Genomic DNA, 18,614 nt, shown 5'->3' with positions numbered 1-18,614 from the left:
CAGGGAAGTTTGGGCCGATACAGCATATTAACTGACATTGCTTTTCATTATTGGATATAATGGATTTAGCGTCACTATACGAGGGGGTATTACATAGCCATGGGTAAAAAAACGAAAATAGGCATAGCTGCGGTTGCAGTCGGAGCAGCGGCCTGGGCAGGTTCAAAAGCTTTGGTTACTGCACAGCCACGCCCTAAAAAAGATGCACTGGAATATGACCGTCCGATGATTCTCGCACATCGCGGGGGTTCCGCTCTTGCGCCTGAGAATTCAATGGCCGCATTTAAAAAAGCTGCGTCGTACGGTATAGACGGTTTCGAAATAGATATACGCCTTACCAGCGATGAGGAACTGATCGTATTTCATGATGAGTTCGTCGACCGGACTACGGACGGCGCTGGCAAAGTAGCAGATCTGACACTCGATGAACTTCGCACACTTGATCTTGGCTACCATTTCGAAGATCTTGAAGGCAATAATTCCTACCGTGGCGGAGATGAAAAAATCATCACCTTGCGCGAATTATTGGATGAATTCCCTGATATGTATATCAATATCGATATGAAGGATTCGCCGGAAACATACGAAGGCAGTCTGTTGCCTTCCAAACTTTGGCGCCTGATCGAATCTGCGGGCGTGGAAGAACGTGTTGGCGTCACCAGCTTCTTCGACGAACAAATCGACCGGTTCAATCTCTATGCCCAAAACCGGGTGGCCATCGGAGCAGGAGAAAATGAAGTGAGAAAAGCCTTCGCGGCATTCAACAGCCAATTCGGCCATCTTTATAAGCCGCGTGCGGATATGTTCCAGATTCCAATCCGTTCAAACGGATTCAATCTGGTGTCGCCTCGCTTCATCGCGTTTCTAGAAAACCTGAATGTGCCCGTCCACTACTGGACAATCGACGATCCGGAAATCATCCGTTCGCTGATTGATGCCGGTGCAAAAGGCATCATCACTGACCGTCCCGATGTGGCAGTGAAAGCATTGAAAGAAACCGAATAATATTGGCGCACACAAAAAGCCGGTGGAGAAAAAAGCAATGCTTTTTTCTCCACCGGCTTTTCTTAAGCTGAACAGGAACATCCGCCGCCCGTTCCACAGCTTCCTCCACATGAGGAATCTGATGAAAAGAAAGGGTTGCTCGAAGGGATTTTGACCGCCTCCGAAACGGAACGGCCGATAATGAAGCTCACCTGATCAATCAGATCCTGCAACTCATTTTCAGCCAGCCGCAATTCGGCGACTTTCTCATTGAGGTCCAATTTCCGTTTATCGACCCGGATGCGCTTCATGACATCCTTATAATCAGGATGATATTTCCCGAAACGCTGCACCTCTTCATATAAATCTTTTAAACGGGCAAAAGCGGTTATTTCAGCCGCCAGCTCTTTATTATCGTAAACAGCACGGTAAGCTTGTCGATATTGCTCAGCCTGCTCTGATTGTAGTATCATTCTACTTAACTCTTCAGCAGAGTCAGCAATTTGAACCCATTCGTAGGTCATGATCACAAGTATTACCTCCTCTACGGTTCAATTATATCAAACATACAAATATTTTAATACATTAAGAAAGGGTTGTCATCATGAAGGATTTAATGGCGCAATTTAAAAGAACCGTGGACAACGGCTCTCAGGAGGATATTCAAATCCTCTCACAGTTTCTCGATAATCTGGAAAAGAAGCAGGCCGGCGGCTTTACTACCTATTTAAGCGCTGCGCTCGGCATGGAAAGAGAACGGAAGAATGACAGCTGGACTGTCAGCATCCCCAATACGCCATTCATCCATAATAATATCGACATTCCCCACGGCGGAATTCTGGCTGTTCTTCTCGACACTGCAATGGGCACTCTGGCCAACAGTAAATGCCCCGAAGGCTACGGGGCCGTGACAACGAATCTGGCCATCCATTACCTGACTGTCGCGACAGAAGAAACCATCACTGCAGAGGCTAATATCATACGCCAAGGCCGTCATACGATGGTCATCGAAGGCAATATATACGAAACCGGCGGAAAGCATATCGCCACCTCCACCGGTTCCTTTTTCATCGTTCCAAAAACTTGAATGGTTTTATTGTTTTTCAGCTTTGGTCGGTTCCTGTCGCAAGAAGCTCTGTGTGTAATATTTTCCGAATACACCGACCCCGATTTGATTGAACCGGCTCGAATACAAAGTATCCCGGTGGTCTTCCGAATTTATCCAGCCATGGACCGCTTCAGCGGCGTCATAATATTGCGAAGCGGTATTTTCAGCCGCTTCGTCATATATGATACGGGAATTTTTCAGTCTGTCTTCCAAGCCTTCCACTTCAATATCCTCCGACGAGAAATCCTGGCGGGCCACATTGCGGCTATGCCGCTCAGCCAGCATGCTTACCGCTGCGTTGACAGCCAACGGTTTTTGCTGATGATGCAGGCGGTATACATTCGTCAGATCGACTACCTGTTTAGCGTTCGCTTTGTCGATGGACGCCTGCAAGGCTGAAGAAGGATTGATCGGAACCAGCAGATTTCCTACATACATCATGTCATATGGCTGATGTCGGATAAGTGTTTCGGCGTTCATGAACCTGACCGCTTCAAGCATTCCATCTTCTTGATCAATATAAAGCTGTGCATAGATATCATCGAAACTGACCAGTAATCTGGTTTCGCGGTCTTCAGCGTCCAAACTGAATGTATAGATATTCGTTCCGTATTTCACCGTCACTTCGTCTTCAATGATCGTAAACCGGTACAGATCTTCTATACTCTGCCCGATGCTGTAAGGAGCCGCATCGGTTGCTGTGCCGGCAGTATAGACCTGCACGACTTTCTGGTCTTTGACCCCTACCATTTTATAATTGGAATACGACTGATTATAAATCCACCATTCATAACCGAATGCTGAAGGTTCAATCCGTGAAGGCTGACCGTAATCATCAATCCACTCCTCCGAAGGTTTCCCGATATAAACGGATATCCCTTCATCAGGTCGTTCAACCGCCAAAGGATTTTCTATGATCTCCTGCGCAGGCAGCGGGTCCACTTTTCGAGGAGCTTCCAGAATGTCATTCTCATTTATCGACGAATCAAAGTAAAAAAATGTAATGAGGATGATTGACAGAAATATCATGATACGCAATAAATTCTTCAATCGTCTTCCACCCTCCCAAGCTATTTTCATCAATTATAACAGCCGCCTCTATACTGACACAATCTAGCCATTGCAACAAGCGCAAATTTCATCTATTATTAAAGGAGCATTGAGTCAGTTTTGAGATAGAGGAGGAGATCCTATGTATTTTGAAAATACAGGACTTGAGGACATTCTGGTAGACTTCAATTTGCTCCAGCATATTATGGGCAAACACGGTATGACTAAAGAAGGACAATGGGATTACGAGCGGGTTACGTTCGACCGTAAATTCGATGTCCGTGAAGGCCGCTATTATCTGCGCGTATTCGCTTATGCGGTAGATGGCGATATTGATGCAGGCGACGCAACCGTAAAAGTTATGAAGCCGGTAATCGGTAAATACTATTATCCATTCGGCGTTGAATATGGTGAAGATGAGCACTTCCCAGAGCATCTGCTGAAAACTTGCGCCGATATTCTGGCGACAATTAAATCCGAATTAAAAGCATTTGAAATCCAAGTGTAAAAAAGTGTTCAGGTCCATTTAATGGCCAGAATCGACACTTGAAAAAAAACCGCAGTTCAACATTGAACTGCGGTTTTTTTTAAAAAGTTTTCTTTACAAATGGGTATTGATATAATCATAATATAATGTTTTTGGGAGGTTTATCGTGGCAAAGTGGTGGAATAAAAAGATTTTGACAATAATACTTATTATTTCGTTATTAATATTAATTTCAATATACATAATTCCAATTGCCATACCGTTAATATTGGCTCTGCTGACGGCTATTTTTCTTGAGCCATTCGTCGTATTTTTACAGAAGCGTTTAAAATGGCAGCGGAAATCAGCTGTAATCACTGCATTCATCGTGTTTCTGCTGCTCGTCTCATCCTTTCTCTATTGGACAGTGACGTACCTGATCGGCAGACTGATCATGGTTTCCCAAAATATGCCGGTATACATCAATAGCCTCTCCTCCATATGGGAGGAAATGCAGGATTTCTTCCTGCGTTCTTCTGAAGAATTGCCAGTTGAAGTCGTCAATTCATTCGAAACAGAACTGGCACTTTTTTTGGAAGGCATCAGGGATTGGCTATTAACAATCGTCAATTATGATACTGTCACTAACCTCCTGACAGGCATCCCTTCTTTCCTGGTAAGCTTTATCGTTTTCCTTATCGCTTTGTTCCTTTTCATGTTGGACCTGGACGATTTGAAACGCATTCTTTTCAGCAGATTGAAAGACACTACAGCAGAGAAAGTCCGCTTTATGGCTGCCCGGTTGAACAATGTCATCTTCGGCTTCCTGAAAGCCCAATTTCTCGTCAGCGTCATCATCTTCCTTGTATCGCTGGTGGCATTGCTGTTCATTGCTCCTGAAGTTGCCATTGTCATGTCCCTTATAATTTGGGTCATCGATTTCATTCCGATCCTTGGTTCAATCATCGTCCTGACACCTTGGTTCATCTATGAGTTCATCACTGGCGACGTCGTACAAGGCACGCAATTGGCTGTTCTGGCGCTTGTCCTGCTGATCATCCGCAGAACCGTCGAACCGAAAGTCATGGGTTCCCATATCGGCTTGTCACCGCTTGCGACGTTAATCGCGATGTTCATCGGATTGCAGCTGATCGGCTTCCTTGGATTCTTTATCGGCCCACTGATCGTCATCCTTTTCACATCAGCACGTGAAGCCGGGATCATCAAAATCGACTTTAAGATATAACTAATAAATCATTCAATACAAAAAGGAGAACCCCTTGAGGTTCTCCTTTTCTAGACCACTTCTATAGAAAGCCATACTGAGATATGGAGCAAACCAGCGAGACTCCCAGGAGATTAGAAACGGAGTTGGCTTTCCAACTCCGTTTCGCGCGAAGTGCTGAGATCCACTCGGGCGAAGGGTACCGAGCACGAGTTAGCTCAGTACAAGCCCCCAGGAAAGCGAAGCTGTTTTGCGCAATATCTGTCAATTGCTTATAGTTATCTTTTTTCAATATACTGCAAAAGGAGAACCCCTTGAGGTTCTCCTTTACTTATTCTCCGCCAAGAATCGCTTTGATCACTGAAGTTGTCGGTCCGCCTTTATAGATTACATATAATAGCAGATAAACCATCACACCCGTAATTGCTGTAAAGAACCAGATGACACTGGTATAAGGACCGATTTTGCGGTGTTTATCCAAACGGTTCTTCAAGCCCCACCAAATAGTGATCAATCCCATGATCCCGCCTGTTGTCGCCAGGGTGATATGGAAGACAAGAAAAATCGTATAGAAGATTTTATACTCTTCCGGTCCGCCGAATGCAGTGTTTCCAATAAAGATCGTACGCGACGCATAAATGATGAAGAAAGTCAGAGCTGAAGCCCCTGCTGCAAGCATCACCTTTTTATGGGCTTCGATCTTGCGCTGCCGGATTAGATTCCAGCCGATCGCTACAAAAATAGCGCTTAATACGATAAAAAATGTACTGATAGTTGGCAATAGCGGTAAATCCATCTCTTTTAATCCCCTTTTATGCTTTACCCATTATGTCGGTGATAAGCCATCTCTTTTCGATCCTGCAACACTTTCGCAGTAATTTCATCTGCATTGTCATTTTCATTGCGCAGCCATTCATAGAATACCAGCCAAATGAATACAGTAAATACTAATTCCTGAAGCACTTTCATCGTGATTCCACCGGTACGCTGATCTTCAATCAAACTCATGGACGTAAACAACTCGGGACCGGAGAGATTCAATTGTGATAAAGTTCCGACCGGCACACAAAGTGCCATTGCCTGAAGCCAGGCATCCGCATCTGTATATGTCGCATAGAACGGTGAACTGCTGAAAATGATCAGTGCACATGCTGGCGTCATCAGGACACTCAGTCCCAAAAGGAATCCGAGTTTTTTCAAACCGTGGAATTTATGCACCCCTTCCAGATTATTGACTACCGGCCACCAGTAGAAGATCGCGAAAACGAACAATAAACTGCTGACAACAGCGTGAAGCAGCATATCCTGTTTTACGAAATCGAATACAAGCGGCAAATGATAGACTGAGAAAAACAATCCGAACAGAATCAGCGCAAGCATCGGTTTAGTGAAGAACATGAACAAGGGTCTGATGACAGGAAGGTCGATGAACCATCTCCAAAGCCATGAAGGAATCCCCATAATAATCAGCGGGGGCGCCAACAACAAGAGGAACGCCATCTGCACCATATGCATCGTAAATGTAATATGTCCCAATAGGTCGACAGGCGACCCTTTAATAATATATAACAAGGCCATTCCGGAAACGAACAGCAGCGCTTCTTTTTGCTTTAAAGGTTCACTGTCCTTAAATTTACCTCTCCACTTGGTAGTGATTAAAAAATATAAGAGAGTGATCAAGACTAGGGCTCCTAAGTAATACGGACTCCATAAAGCCTGAAATCCAAAAATACTGATTGGCATGCCTAACATACCTCCTTTTCCTCAAGTACCCTCATTATATAGCGGAAGCACCTGCATATCAATGAACGAATCATGACATTTCCAGAACGCTTCATCATATTTCTAAGCTGAACCATCATGAAGATTCATTTCGGACAGAAAAAATCCCCTTCACATTAAGTGAAGAGGATTTTTGTTTAATTTACCACCAAACAATTGTAACAAGAGTCAAAACCGTGATAAAAGCGACAAACATTCCACAGAACATAAAGAACGCAACTGTTCCATGGCCTTTATTGTTCAAGTGCATGAAATGATAAAGCTGAAGAACGACCTGAACCGCAGCCAATAAGAGGATAATCGGAACAATCAAGTAAGTAGAGAATCCAGCAGCGACCGCCGTGAATGCAATCAGCGTCAGGAAAATCATGATTGCAAACGACGTCAATTGATGGCGCATCTCAGTTGATCTTTTTTTCTTCAGGAATTCGTGCTCTGCATGTGATCTGATTTTTTCAGTAGTATCGTGTGCCATATTAACCGACCACTCCCATCAAATAGACTGCAGTAAAGATGAATACCCATACTACGTCGATGAAATGCCAATATAGTGATGCAAGATAAAACTTAGGAGCGTTATACATATTCAATCCGCGTTTTGCGTTGCGGAGCATTAACGCGATAAACCAGCTAAGACCGAATATCACGTGGGCACCATGAGTTCCGACAAGAACAAAGAATGAGGAACTGAAAGCACTTTGTGTAAAGCCGAAACCATCATTAACATAGTGATAAAACTCATAAAACTCAAATCCTAGGAATGTAAGTCCCAGCAAAACAGTTATGCCCAGCCACGCCTGCATTGCTTTAAAGTTATGGTTTTTCATATGGTGCATTGCGTAGACACTCGTCAAGGACGAAGTCAAAAGAATCATTGTCATCGCAAACACCAGAGGAAGTTCGAATAAGCCAGCTGCTGTATATTCCATTCCACTTGGCCCTCTATCTTTCAAAGCCAGGTAAGTGGCGAAAAGAGTAGCGAATGTTACAGTTTCAGCAGCCAGAAGCAACCAGAAGCCGACAAACTTATTTTTCCCTTCCATTGTTGCCGTCTCGGGATGATCCGGCCAGGATTGAGCGGTGTATCTCTTATTTAGGTCCATCGGTGTTGCCTCCTTTCTTAGCGTCTTCAATCAGTTCTTCTTTCGTGATGTGGAATCCTAGATCGTCTTTCAACGATCGGAAGAGCATCGAACCGAAAGTGATTGCAAGACCGATAATCAATACTGCCAAGGCCCATGGTTTTGTTTCGTCCTGGAAGTAAAGGGCGCCAAATGATGCAACGAACAGCCCGAATGACATGATCAACGGAATAATCGACCCATTCGGCATGTGGACATCGCCAAGCGGCTCGGCGTAGACCATGCCTTCTTTATTGCCTTCCATTTTTTCGATCCAGTACGTATCGAGACCACGTACCAATGGAGTTTGAGCAAAGTTATAGAATGGCGGCGGTGAAGGAATTGCCCATTCAAGTGTACGCCCGTCTTCCCAAGGGTCGTTGCCGACACGGACATTTTTAACAGTGGTAATTACTACATTTACCAGCAGGACGATAATACCGATCGCCATCAATACAGCCCCAGCTGAGCTGATTGCGTTGAACAGATCCCACCCCTGATCAGCACCGAACGTATAAACACGGCGTGGCATTCCAAGCAGCCCGAGGAAATGCTGGACAAAGAATGTCAGGTGAAAACCGATGAGGAAGAACCAGAACGTTACAAAGCCAAGTTTTTCACTTAACATGGTTCCGAACATCTTAGGCCAATACAAATGCGTACCCGCGAGAATCGCCAATACTACCCCACCAACGATTACATAATGGAAGTGGGCAACGATAAAGTAAGAATCGTGCAATTGATAGTCAAGCGGGGCTATGGCTTGCATAACTCCGGTAACCCCACCGGCAGTGAATGACGGAATGAAAGCAATCGCATATATCATCGGTACGGTGAATTTGATGCTTCCTCCCCAGATTGTCAGCAGCCAATTGAAGATCTTAATCCCCGTAGGAACCGCGATAATCATTGTTGCCAGAGCGAAAACCGCGTTGGCAGTTGGTCCAAGGCCGACAGTGAACATGTGGTGGGCCCATACCATGAATCCGTAGAAACCGATTAAGATTGTTGCAAATACTAATGCTGTGTAACCGAAAAGTCGTTTTCTCGAGAAAATCGCAAAGATTTCAGAGAAAATACCGAATGCCGGCAAAATAAGTATATAAACTTCCGGGTGGCCGAATATCCAGAACAGGTGCTCCCAGATAATCGTGTTGCCGCCCATTTCGACAGCAAAGAAATTGGCGCCGAACAAACGGTCAAATATCATGAAGAATAATCCGATAGTCAATGGAGGGAAAGCCAAAAGAATCAAAGCGGAAGCGACAAATGTCGTCCAAGTGAACAATGGCATTCTCATATACGTCATACCTGGTGCACGCATATTGATAATCGTTACAAGGAAGTTAATCCCAGCGATCAATGTACCGAAACCAGAAATGGTCAAGCCAAGTGAATAGAAATCAATTCCCTGCCCTTCAGAAGCCAGAGCCAATGAAGCATAGTTTGTCCAGCCCGCGTCAGGTGCGCCGCCCATGAACCAGGACAAATTCAGGAAAATCCCTCCGAAGAAGAACAGCCAGAAGCCCAATGAGTTCAAGAATGGAAACGCGACGTCGCGTGCACCAATCTGAAGTGGCATTACGGCGTTCATAAACGCCAGCAGTATTGGCATTGCAGCCAGGAAAATCATGGTAGTACCGTGCATTGTCAAAATTTGGTTATATAGTCCGGCACTCAGGAAATCATTTCCAGCTTTCATCAGTTGGACCCGGATCAGCATCGCTTCCGCTCCACCTACAAGGAAGAAAAAGCCGCCTGAGATCAAATAGAGGATCGCAATTTTCTTATGGTCTACTGTTGTAAGATAATCCCATATAACTGCGCCGACACCCTTTTTTTGTGCTAAAGAACTCACACTGTATACCTCCTTTTTTACACTCTGACGCGTTTATTCTTCAACAGACAGGCTCATCAGGTACGCAGCAAGCGCATCCAATTCCTGTTCGGAGAATGGTTCTCCGCCATTGTTAGTTTTACCGTCAGGCATCAAGTTTCCTGGTTTGTAATCCTGTGGATCAACAATCCATTTTTTCAAATTTTCTTCGTTGTGTTCCAAAAAGCCGGCGATGCGGTTACGGTCACCGAAAGTCGCAAGGTTCGGTCCTGTCATTCCTGTAGAACCAGCTCCAGAAACAGCGTGGCAGCTGATACAGCTGTTAGCGAAGATTTCTTCACCTTCCGTTGCCAGAGTTTCAGATGCAGGTTCAGGTTCTTCCTGCATTGCAGCAACCCATTGATCGAATTCTTCACGATCAACAGATTTCACTTTAAAATCCATCAAAGCGTGGGAAGGTCCGCAAAGTTCAGCACATTTACCATAGTAAACGCCATCATCCAGAGTTTCAGATTCATTATCGAACTCAAGATAGAATTTGTTGACGTTCTCAGGGTTTACATCAAGTTTTCCGCCAATTGAAGGAATCCAGAAGGAGTGCTTGATATCTGCAGAGATTAAGTTGAAATAAACGCGTTCATCAGTTGGAACAACTAATTCCTGTGCAGTCACAATGCCCTGTTCAGGATATTCAAATTCCCACCAGTAAAGCTTAGCTGTAACGTTGACAGTAAGATTGGTTTTATTTCCTTCTTCGTCTACAGAATCCATAGCCGTTACATCAGCCAAATCAAAAGTAGAATAAACAGTTGGAACAGCAAGGATGAGCAATAGCACGATCGGCACTGCAGTCCAGATAAACTCGAGTTTCGCGCTGCCTTCCACTTGTTCAGGAATCATGTCGTCTCCGAGTTTAGAACGGCGGAACTTAACGATAGCCAATATGAAGATGATGGTTACGACAATAATTACAAAAGTCATAACAGCAGTAGACAGCTGCAGGAGATTGAATTGATCCTGTGCCACTTTACCAGCAGGGATTAAAGTTGAAATCTCTTCACGCCCACAGCCCGAAAGAACGACGAGCAATGCTGTCATCAAAGCGAAAAGACGCCAGTTAGTAAGTCCTTTCATCATAGCTTTTCTTACCCCTCTCTCATTTAAAAGTTTTTAAGTATTGAAAATCAGACGAAAACAGCGAATATGATCATTGAAACGAAAAGAATCGTCATGTAATTCAATGAATAGATAAACATATTCTTCGCCCATTTCAAATCATCTTTCGCTCCAAAGCCGCGGACAGCCAAAATGAGCCAGCCCAGATTCAAAAGCGTCGCTAAGATGAAGAAGCCTGTTCCCAGTTCCGGCAAAAGGAATGGCAGTGGAAAAAGGAATACAACCCATGCCAGCATGGATTTTTTCGTCCGGTGGAAACCTTTCACCACCGGCAGCATCGGGATATTAGCAGCCCGGTACTCCTCTGTCCGTTTCATAGCCAGCGCATAAAAATGCGGCGGCTGCCAAATGAACATAATAAGGAACAATGCCCAGGCACCTGCACCCAAAGCGGGTTCAACTGCGGCCCAGCCGATAAGCGGCGGGATGGCACCCGAGATGCTGCCGACAATCGTATTGCTGACATGCCTTCTCTTGGACCACATGGAATACAGGACCACATAAGCTAAAATTCCTGCAATTCCCAATACCCCTGCCGAAACAGACGCGGAGAACAAGAAGATTTCGCCTAGAACAATGAAAGAAACAGCGAGGGCCAAAACAGCAGATGGTTTGAATCTTCCAGTTACCGTTGGCCGCGATTTTTTGCTCGCCATCAATGGATCGATATCTGTATCAATGTAATTATTCATGGCAGCAGAACCTGCAATGATCAAAGCTGATCCGACCAAGGTGTAGACGAGGATGTCCAAATGCTGCAAAAAATGTCTGCCAGAGAACTGAAACGCAAGCCACAGTCCAGTGAATACTGTAATCAGGTTCGAATTAACAATCCCGATTTTTATAAGTGCCAAAAAATCCTGGACAAAGGTGGTAGTTTCCGGCGCATCATGTGCTTCCGCAGACATAGACCGGCCGTTCGACATTCAACCTCCTCCTTTCAAAGTTGTAAGCATAGTCCGCTAACCATAACTATATCTAAAATCCAGCCGTTTTTCTACATATAACTGAAATTTAACGATAAAAGCTATGAATATGGGAAGTTAGCCTCAAATTGCACTCACCCTATCATACATCACTGCACCTCCATTTTTAATAATGAAAAATAATAGTTTTTGAACAGTTTGTGAAGGCTCGCCTTAATATGTCCAAATATCGAAAGTTTCCGGTATTGCTGATTTTCCGTTGTGTTTTAAGCAGAGTTTCGCTATTATCGAGTATGCAGGTTATGGACGGATAAATGTATTTTCATATAGAAAAAGTAGGTGGCATTCTTGCAGCAAAACAAATATATAAAATGGTTCGCAGTAGCAGCTTCAATCGGCATGCTTTTTATTCTGCTGGGAGGCGCTCTTGTCACCAAGACTGAAAGCGGAATGGGCTGCGGACGGCACTGGCCCGGCTGTAATGGCCAACTGATCCCTGAGGTCATAACAGCGGAAGTGCTGATTGAGTTTTCCCACAGATTGGTTACAGGAGCTGTCAGTATTCTGATCCTGATTCTGGCTGTCTGGGCTTGGCGAAAATTCGGCCACGTGCGTGAGACCAAATTTTTAGCTGTCACTTCCGTTTTCTTCCTTGTTCTGCAAGCTTTGATCGGTGCAGCGCAAGTATTATGGGGCCAGGGTGATTTTATACTCGCTCTCCATTTCGGAATCTCCCTTATCTCTTTTGCATCTGTCCTATTGCTGACGCTTCTCGTTTTTGAAGTGGATCGTAAATTCGATACAGAGAAACTGAAGATCGGCAGAACACTGAAATTCCACACGATCGGTGTTACGTTATATTCTTATATCGTCATTTATACAGGGGCGCTTGTCCGACATACCAACTCCAGTCTGATCTGTTCTGACTGGCCGCTATGCCGCAACGATTCATTTGCCCTCCCTTCCAATATGTATGAATGGGTTCAAATGGGACACCGTGCTGCAGCCGGTTTGATCATCATCTGGATAGGTGTCATCATGTGGCACGCCATCAAGCATTATAAAGACCAGCGAGCAATTTACTGGGGCTGGATCATCGCCTTCACGATCGTTATGATGCAGGCGACGACAGGCATGCTGGTGGTGCTGACAAAGTTAAATCTTGCTGTTGCATTATTGCATTCCCTCTTCATCAGTTTATTATTCGGGCTGTTGTGTTATATGGTACTTCTGGTTTCACGGAGTTATACAAAATCATAAAAAACGCGGACGCAAATGCGCCCGCGTTTTTTTAATTTCTTTCCATTTCTATCAGCAGGTCTCCAGTTGAAATACCATCTGCGGCATTCACATGGATTTCCGTAATTGTTCCGTCGAAAGGAGCCTGCACCGTCGTTTCCATTTTCATGGCTTCCGTCACAAGCAGATGGTCGCCGCGTTTTACTTTGGCGCCTTTCTCTGCAACAACTTTCAAAACAGTGCCAGGCATCGTAGCTGCGATATGGCTTTCCTGAGTTGGGTCCGCTTTCGGTTTGGCGGCACTGTCAGTTTCTACCGTCATATCTTTGATGCTCACTTCACGCGGCTGGCCGTTCAATTCAAAATAAATGGAACGGGTACCGTCTTTTTGCGGTTCGCCGATAGATACCAATTTAACGATCAGCGTTTTCCCTTTTTGGATTTCAACTTCGATTTCTTCTCCGAGCCTCATGCCATACAAGAACGTCAGCGTATCCAGTACGGAAACATCACCGAATGTTTTATTCGTCAACGAATATTCATCAAAAACTTTCGGATATAGAGCATAAGCAAGCACTTCATGGCTGGTTACAGGACGATCCAGTTTCTCAAAGAGCTTTTTGCCGATGTCATCAAAATCCGCAGGTTCCAGAAGTTCACCTGGACGAACCGTGATCGGCTTCCGCTCCTTCAGAACCACTTTCTGCAATTCTTCAGGGAAACCGCCGTGTGGCTGACCGATATATCCTTCGAAGAATTCGATGACCGATTCCGGGAAATCGATCGTTTCGCCTCTGGAGATGACCGTTTCTTCATCCAGATCATTCTGCACCATAAAGAGCGCCATGTCTCCCACTACTTTCGATGAAGGCGTAACTTTCACCACATCACCGAACAGCATATTGACACGGGAATACATTTCCTTCACATTTTCCCAGCGCATCCCCAGACCGACAGCTTTGGCCTGCTGCTGCAGGTTGCTGTATTGGCCGCCTGGCATTTCGTGGACGTAGATTTCCGAATGCGGGCTGTTCATGCCGCTTTCGAAATCACTGTAGTATTTACGGACATCTTCCCAGTAATGCGAAAGTTTTTCTTGTGCCTGAATATCCATCCGGACTTCACGGCCGCTGCCGTTCATTGCGTAATACAATGAATTCGAGCTTGGCTGTGAAGTAAGCCCTGCCATGGAACCAAGTGCTGTATCGACGATATCGACCCCAGCCTGGATGGCTTTCGAATACATATAAATGCCGTTTCCGCTCGTGTCATGTGTATGGAGATGGATCGGCATGGATACCGTATCCTTCAACTCGGAAACTAAACGGTAAGCAGCTTCTGGCTTGAGAAGGCCCGCCATATCTTTGATGGCTAAAATGTGCGCGCCGGACGCTTCGAGCTCTTTCGCCATATCTTTGTAGTACTGTACAGTATATTTATCACGGCTTGGATCCAGAATATCGCCGGTGTAGCATATTGCCGCTTCAGCAATTTTGCCGCTCTGCCTCACTTCATCGATAGCCACTTCCATCCCTTTGATCCAGTTGAGACTGTCAAAGATACGGAATACATCGATTCCTGCTTCACCTGATTTACGCACGAAATCACGGATGACATTATCCGGGTAGTTTTTATAGCCTACCGCATTCGCTCCTCGGAATAGCATCTGGAACAGTACATTCGGCATCTGCTCCCGCAATTTGATCAAACGCTGCCAAGGATCTTCTTTGAGGAATCGGTAAGAAACATCAAAAGTCGCCCCTCCCCACATCTCCATTGAAAACAGGTCTTTCTGCAAATGCGCCGTTTCTTTTGCAACAGCAAACATGTCATATGAACGGAGTCTCGTGGCCAGAAGAGATTGGTGCGCATCACGGAACGTCGTATCTGTCAGGAGGACATCTTCCTGTTCATGGATCCACTTAGCCAGTCCTTCCGCTCCTCTTTCCTCGAAAATCTGCTTCGTGCCTGGCGGCAATGTTGTGCTGAGATCGATTTCCGGTTTTCTTGGCGCCGCGTGAATCGGTTTCTTTTTCTTTTCGATTCCCGGGAAACCGTTGACGGTGACATTGCCGATATAGCTTAACAGTTTGGTCCCGCGGTCTTGCCTTACCGGGAACAGGAATAATTCAGGTGTAGAATCGATGAAGCTTGTATCAAAATCCCCTTTGATGAAACTAGGGTGTTTAACTACATTTTCCAAAAAAGGAATATTTGTCTTTATTCCACGGATACGGAACTCCTGTAAATTCCGGTCCATTTTGCCTGCCGCTTCCTTGAATGTAAGCGCCCAAGTGGATAATTTCACAAGCAGTGAATCATAATACGGTGAAATTACTGCGCCTTGGAAAGCGTTGCCTGTGTCGAGACGGACACCGAATCCGCCACCGGAACGATAGACCATCAGTTTACCCGCATCCGGCATAAAGTCATTAACAGGATCTTCAGTAGTCACACGGGATTGAATCGCAAAACCGAATAACGGAATTTTATCCTGTGAAGGAATGGAAATCACATCACCGTGAAGTTCATGGCCTCTGGCGATATGGATTTGGGAATGGACTATGTCTATTCCAGTAATCATTTCCGTTATCGTGTGCTCTACCTGGATACGGGGATTTACTTCTATAAAGTAGAATTCATCATTCGATACAAGGAATTCGACTGTCCCTGCATTTATGTAATCAATATTTTTCATCAGCTTTACTGCAGCATCACAGATTTCATTGCGCAGGTCATTGCTGATTGAATTTGAAGGCGCTATTTCCACGACTTTCTGATGGCGGCGCTGAATCGAGCAATCGCGTTCATAGAGGTGGACGATATTGCCATATTGGTCACCCAGAATCTGGACTTCGATATGCTTCGGTTTCTCAACAAATTTCTCTACATACATTTCATCAGAACCAAAAGCAGCTTTCGCTTCCGATTTCGCTCTTTCATAAGATGATGCCAGTTCTTCCTCATTGCGGACAATCCGCATGCCGCGGCCACCGCCGCCTAAAGAAGCTTTGATCATCAAAGGAAAACCGGCTGTCTTAGCGAATTCTTCCACTTCCTGGAGTGATTCCACCGGTCCGTCAGTTCCAGGTATTACAGGAATTCCGGCAGCAATCGCCTGTGAACGCGCTTTCACTTTATCGCCGAACATGTCCAGGTGCGCGGAAGTAGGTCCGATGAACAGGATTCCTTCTTCTTCACATCTGCGTGCAAAATGAACATTCTCGGATAAAAAGCCGTAACCCGGATGGATTGCATCAGTATCCGTGTCTTTTGCGATACGGATGATATCTTCTATATCCAGATATGCATCAATCGGCTTTTTACCCTTTCCTACCAAATACGATTCGTCTGCTTTATAACGATGATATGAACCGCTGTCTTCTTGTGAATAAATTGCAACTGTTGGAATTTTCAGTTCTGTACAGGCGCGGAAAACCCTGATAGCGATTTCTCCGCGGTTTGCCACCAAAATCTTATTGATCTTTTTCACAATGCAGCACACCCTTTATTTTTTTGTTTTTTCATATTTGTGGAACATGGAGACATTCATTAAGACTCCCATAGCTAACGATAACAAAATTACGGAAGTTCCGCCATAACTTATAAATGGCAGGGTAACACCTGTCAGTGGAATCAGCCCTGATAATCCGCCCAGATTGACGAAAGTCTGTATGCCGATCATGCTGGCGATACCCGCTGACAGCATTCGCGCCAAAGGATCTTTCGTGGTCATGGCGATCGACAGGCCCTTCAGCACAATAAATCCAAGTCCTCCGATTACGAATACCACACCCAGGACTCCAAGTTCTTCAGCTACGATGGACATAATGAAATCCGTGTGCGGTTCCGGCAAATAGCCCAGCTTCTGAATGGACTGTCCCAGTCCTAAACCGCTGATTCCGCCAGAACCGATTGCGAGATAGCCGTTTACAATCTGCATGCCAAAGCCCAATTCATCAACGAAAGGATTCAGGAAGGCTTCAAGACGTCCAAGCCGTTTCTCCGTAAGAATCATATCCTGCGCAAAAATAAGGAAAGGAACGATGAAAATAGCGGCTGCCGCTGCCACGATCCCGGCAAGTTTCAGGAACATGCTGAAACGGATCCCGCTGGCTGCCATGACACTCAAGCCCACCAATGCGATGATCCCCATTGACCCGATGTCAGGTTCCCTGAACACCAGGAACAATGCGAAAGCCAAGACGATTACCGGAGGGATGATCGATTCGTTCAGTTGATTGATCGTACCTTTTTTGTATTTATTCGAGAAAACGCCAGACAGATAGAAGATCAATCCCACTTTCGCAATTTCAGAAGGCTGGATACTGGCAAAACCGATGTAGATCCAGCTTTGCGCCCCGCCTCCGGCATATCCGATAAAGTGCACCAGTATCAGGCCGCTGAAAACGACGAAAAGAATCGACATCATCATCCACTTCTTGCTGAAATGCTTATAAGGGAAAATAGCGCCAAGCACAAACGCCGGCAACGCCAAGGCTAAGTTCACTATTTGCTGGTTGAAGAAGTGATTGGGTTCCCAGCCATATCTGTAGACGGACCAGGCCATGCTTGCACTGTATATCATGACCAGGCCAAAGAGGGTTAATGCGAGATAAACGAAAAGAAGGGGGTAATCAAAATTAGCGGCATAGCGCTTTATATACTGTTTCATATATTCAAACCTCATTTATAATTTTTCTTAGTAAAAAAACTCAAACAAAAATCGTTTGAGTTTGCTTTATTTATTCGTATACGCTTCATGAAGGATGGATAATTTCTTTTCCAGCGTATCCATTAAGTTTTTACCGTCTTCCTTTTCAATCAGGCCAAGCTTCACTGCAAAATCGATTTCACGCGATAGACCGAACATTTGCGTATCAAGGACTTCTTCATATAATGGGCAGGACGGCAAAGTCAGATTGTCCATTTGGACTTTTATCAATTGCTCTATTTTCAGCGCATCGGCTTTGAGGAGATCCAACGCTTTATGCTGATAAGTTTGTTCTTCTGTATGTTCCATGAGGACTCCCCCATTTACTGAAATTTCTTCTATTCGACCTGTTTAAAGTGTATCTTTTACACAGCCAAATTGCAAGCCTCCTCTTCTCCGGAAGCAATCACTTTAGGAACTTGACAAAGACAGGTATACTGATAGAAGAGAGATTATCTAGATGGAGGGTTTTACTAATGGAATATATTATTCAATTCAAAGGCGACGTGGGATTTAAACTGACTCTGGATCCAACAGTGTGGATTTTTGACGACCGTAAACTGGACCTTGAGAAGTATTTTACTGAAGATCGCATCGAACGTGATGAAATGGAAGAATATAAACGTGGCATGGGTGAACATTGGTCACGTGAAATTATGGAAGGCGCAACAGTGCCCCCTACTTTGAATTCAGAGAAAAAGTATAAAAAGCAAGAGAAGCAGGAGATGCTTACCGGCACTTTCGGCATCCTCTTCAAGCCTTTCATCGAAAATGCCGAACCATATAAGACTGCGGAAACCGTTGTTTTTGAAACGGCTGATGGCGACTTCAGCTTCCCACTCGAAGCTTCAAAAGAACTGGTGCTGAAATTCAGCCATGAAGGCAAGCCGCTCCGCGAGGACGGCCCTGTGCATGTACTGTTGCCTGATGGAAGCAATCTTGGCAATCCGATCACTAATGTATCAGCCATCCGCGTAGAATAGGAG

General features: G+C 45.0%; 18 protein-coding genes. 6 read left to right on the top strand and 12 right to left on the bottom strand.

Going from position 1 to position 18,614, the window contains the following annotated elements; genetic code table 11:
- Positions 1-99 precede the first annotated feature (99 nt).
- A complete protein-coding gene (locus CXF70_RS06350; protein WP_101801976.1) occupies positions 100-1,005 on the top strand; it encodes a glycerophosphodiester phosphodiesterase family protein in 906 nt (301 codons plus the stop codon).
- Positions 1,006-1,067: 62 nt separating this feature from the next.
- On the opposite strand, the gene CXF70_RS06345 is transcribed toward CXF70_RS06350, so the two are convergent.
- Positions 1,068-1,514: a YlbF/YmcA family competence regulator gene (locus tag CXF70_RS06345; protein ID WP_084244947.1), complete on the bottom strand. Its 447-nt coding sequence runs from the start codon at positions 1,512-1,514 to the stop codon at positions 1,068-1,070.
- 74 nt (positions 1,515-1,588) lie between these two features.
- Between CXF70_RS06345 and CXF70_RS06340 the strand changes: the two genes are divergently transcribed.
- On the top strand, positions 1,589-2,071 hold the full coding sequence (locus CXF70_RS06340; RefSeq protein ID WP_101801975.1) for a PaaI family thioesterase: 483 nt from the start codon (positions 1,589-1,591) through the stop codon (positions 2,069-2,071).
- Between the two features lie 6 nt (positions 2,072-2,077).
- On the opposite strand, the gene CXF70_RS06335 is transcribed toward CXF70_RS06340, so the two are convergent.
- The gene (locus tag CXF70_RS06335; protein ID WP_101801974.1) at positions 2,078-3,142 is read right to left on the bottom strand and encodes a CAP domain-containing protein; all 1,065 of its coding nucleotides are present in this window, start codon (positions 3,140-3,142) and stop codon (positions 2,078-2,080) included.
- Positions 3,143-3,284: 142 nt separating this feature from the next.
- On the opposite strand from CXF70_RS06335, the gene CXF70_RS06330 reads away from it, so the two are divergent.
- Both CXF70_RS06330 and ytvI read left to right on the top strand, forming a co-directional pair.
- On the top strand, positions 3,285-3,650 hold the full coding sequence (locus tag CXF70_RS06330; protein WP_084244941.1) for a YugN family protein: 366 nt from the start codon (positions 3,285-3,287) through the stop codon (positions 3,648-3,650).
- 145 nt (positions 3,651-3,795) lie between these two features.
- On the top strand, positions 3,796-4,854 hold the full coding sequence (gene ytvI, locus CXF70_RS06325; protein WP_084244939.1) for a sporulation integral membrane protein YtvI: 1,059 nt from the start codon (positions 3,796-3,798) through the stop codon (positions 4,852-4,854).
- A gap of 310 nt (positions 4,855-5,164) precedes the next feature.
- Here the strand turns inward: ytvI and CXF70_RS06320 are convergent, their stop codons facing one another.
- From CXF70_RS06320 to cyoE, 7 genes are all read right to left on the bottom strand, one after another.
- Complete coding sequence (locus CXF70_RS06320) at positions 5,165-5,629, bottom strand: DUF420 domain-containing protein (protein WP_084244937.1); 465 nt, start codon at positions 5,627-5,629, stop codon at positions 5,165-5,167.
- 23 nt (positions 5,630-5,652) lie between these two features.
- Complete coding sequence (gene ctaG / locus CXF70_RS06315; RefSeq protein WP_101801973.1) at positions 5,653-6,576, bottom strand: cytochrome c oxidase assembly factor CtaG; 924 nt, start codon at positions 6,574-6,576, stop codon at positions 5,653-5,655.
- 181 nt (positions 6,577-6,757) lie between these two features.
- Positions 6,758-7,090, bottom strand: a complete 333-nt coding sequence (ctaF, locus tag CXF70_RS06310; protein WP_101801972.1) for a cytochrome c oxidase subunit IVB — start codon at positions 7,088-7,090, stop codon at positions 6,758-6,760.
- Between the two features lies 1 nt (position 7,091).
- Positions 7,092-7,718, bottom strand: a complete 627-nt coding sequence (locus CXF70_RS06305; RefSeq protein ID WP_101801971.1) for a cytochrome (ubi)quinol oxidase subunit III — start codon at positions 7,716-7,718, stop codon at positions 7,092-7,094.
- Entirely contained in the window at positions 7,705-9,594 is a 1,890-nt protein-coding gene (locus tag CXF70_RS06300) for a cytochrome c oxidase subunit I (protein ID WP_101801970.1), read from the bottom strand. Before CXF70_RS06300 ends, CXF70_RS06305 begins: the two co-directional genes overlap by 14 nt.
- 33 nt (positions 9,595-9,627) lie before the next feature.
- A complete protein-coding gene (gene coxB, locus CXF70_RS06295; protein WP_101801969.1) occupies positions 9,628-10,710 on the bottom strand; it encodes a cytochrome c oxidase subunit II in 1,083 nt (360 codons plus the stop codon).
- Positions 10,711-10,757: 47 nt separating this feature from the next.
- On the bottom strand, positions 10,758-11,675 hold the full coding sequence (gene cyoE / locus CXF70_RS06290; RefSeq protein WP_101801968.1) for a heme o synthase: 918 nt from the start codon (positions 11,673-11,675) through the stop codon (positions 10,758-10,760).
- A gap of 348 nt (positions 11,676-12,023) precedes the next feature.
- Between cyoE and CXF70_RS06285 the strand changes: the two genes are divergently transcribed.
- Positions 12,024-12,935 (top strand): COX15/CtaA family protein, encoded by a 912-nt coding sequence (locus CXF70_RS06285; RefSeq protein WP_101801967.1) that lies wholly within the window; start codon positions 12,024-12,026, stop codon positions 12,933-12,935.
- Positions 12,936-12,966: 31 nt separating this feature from the next.
- On the opposite strand, the gene pyc is transcribed toward CXF70_RS06285, so the two are convergent.
- The 3 genes from pyc to CXF70_RS06270 all read right to left on the bottom strand — a co-directional run bounded on the left by pyc (position 12,967) and on the right by CXF70_RS06270 (position 17,937).
- Entirely contained in the window at positions 12,967-16,407 is a 3,441-nt protein-coding gene (pyc, locus tag CXF70_RS06280) for a pyruvate carboxylase (RefSeq protein ID WP_101801966.1), read from the bottom strand.
- Between the two features lie 15 nt (positions 16,408-16,422).
- Positions 16,423-17,589 carry an FtsW/RodA/SpoVE family cell cycle protein gene (locus tag CXF70_RS06275; RefSeq protein ID WP_101801965.1) on the bottom strand — a complete coding sequence of 389 codons (1,167 nt, stop codon included), beginning with the start codon at positions 17,587-17,589 and terminating at the stop codon, positions 16,423-16,425.
- Positions 17,590-17,655: 66 nt separating this feature from the next.
- Positions 17,656-17,937: an Fpa/YlaN family protein gene (locus CXF70_RS06270; protein ID WP_084244919.1), complete on the bottom strand. Its 282-nt coding sequence runs from the start codon at positions 17,935-17,937 to the stop codon at positions 17,656-17,658.
- A 167-nt stretch (positions 17,938-18,104) separates the two neighbouring features.
- Between CXF70_RS06270 and CXF70_RS06265 the strand changes: the two genes are divergently transcribed.
- Entirely contained in the window at positions 18,105-18,611 is a 507-nt protein-coding gene (locus CXF70_RS06265; RefSeq protein ID WP_084244917.1) for a molybdopterin-binding protein, read from the top strand.
- Positions 18,612-18,614: the final 3 nt, after the last annotated feature.

Origin of the sequence: Planomicrobium sp. MB-3u-38, from assembly GCF_002836425.1 — a bacterium.
GTDB lineage: Bacteria > Bacillota > Bacilli > Bacillales_A > Planococcaceae > Planococcus > Planococcus okeanokoites.
The sequence above is the reverse complement of the archived record's forward strand: the minus strand, read 5'-3'. Positions and strand labels throughout refer to the sequence as shown.

Excerpts from the sequence above, each read along its gene's own strand:
- CXF70_RS06350 (WP_101801976.1), top strand. The coding sequence starts at position 100 with ATGGGTAAAAAAACGAAAATAGGCATAGCTGCGGTTGCAGTCGGAGCA.
- CXF70_RS06340 (WP_101801975.1), top strand. The coding sequence starts at position 1,589 with ATGAAGGATTTAATGGCGCAATTTAAAAGAACCGTGGACAACGGCTCT.
- CXF70_RS06330 (WP_084244941.1), top strand. The coding sequence starts at position 3,285 with ATGTATTTTGAAAATACAGGACTTGAGGACATTCTGGTAGACTTCAAT.
- CXF70_RS06320 (WP_084244937.1), bottom strand. The coding sequence starts at position 5,629 with ATGGATTTACCGCTATTGCCAACTATCAGTACATTTTTTATCGTATTA.
- ctaG (WP_101801973.1), bottom strand. The coding sequence starts at position 6,576 with ATGCCAATCAGTATTTTTGGATTTCAGGCTTTATGGAGTCCGTATTAC.
- ctaF (WP_101801972.1), bottom strand. The coding sequence starts at position 7,090 with ATGGCACACGATACTACTGAAAAAATCAGATCACATGCAGAGCACGAA.
- CXF70_RS06305 (WP_101801971.1), bottom strand. The coding sequence starts at position 7,718 with ATGGACCTAAATAAGAGATACACCGCTCAATCCTGGCCGGATCATCCC.
- coxB (WP_101801969.1), bottom strand. The coding sequence starts at position 10,710 with ATGATGAAAGGACTTACTAACTGGCGTCTTTTCGCTTTGATGACAGCA.
- cyoE (WP_101801968.1), bottom strand. The coding sequence starts at position 11,675 with ATGTCGAACGGCCGGTCTATGTCTGCGGAAGCACATGATGCGCCGGAA.
- CXF70_RS06275 (WP_101801965.1), bottom strand. The coding sequence starts at position 17,589 with ATGAAACAGTATATAAAGCGCTATGCCGCTAATTTTGATTACCCCCTT.
- CXF70_RS06270 (WP_084244919.1), bottom strand. The coding sequence starts at position 17,937 with ATGGAACATACAGAAGAACAAACTTATCAGCATAAAGCGTTGGATCTC.
- CXF70_RS06265 (WP_084244917.1), top strand. The coding sequence starts at position 18,105 with ATGGAATATATTATTCAATTCAAAGGCGACGTGGGATTTAAACTGACT.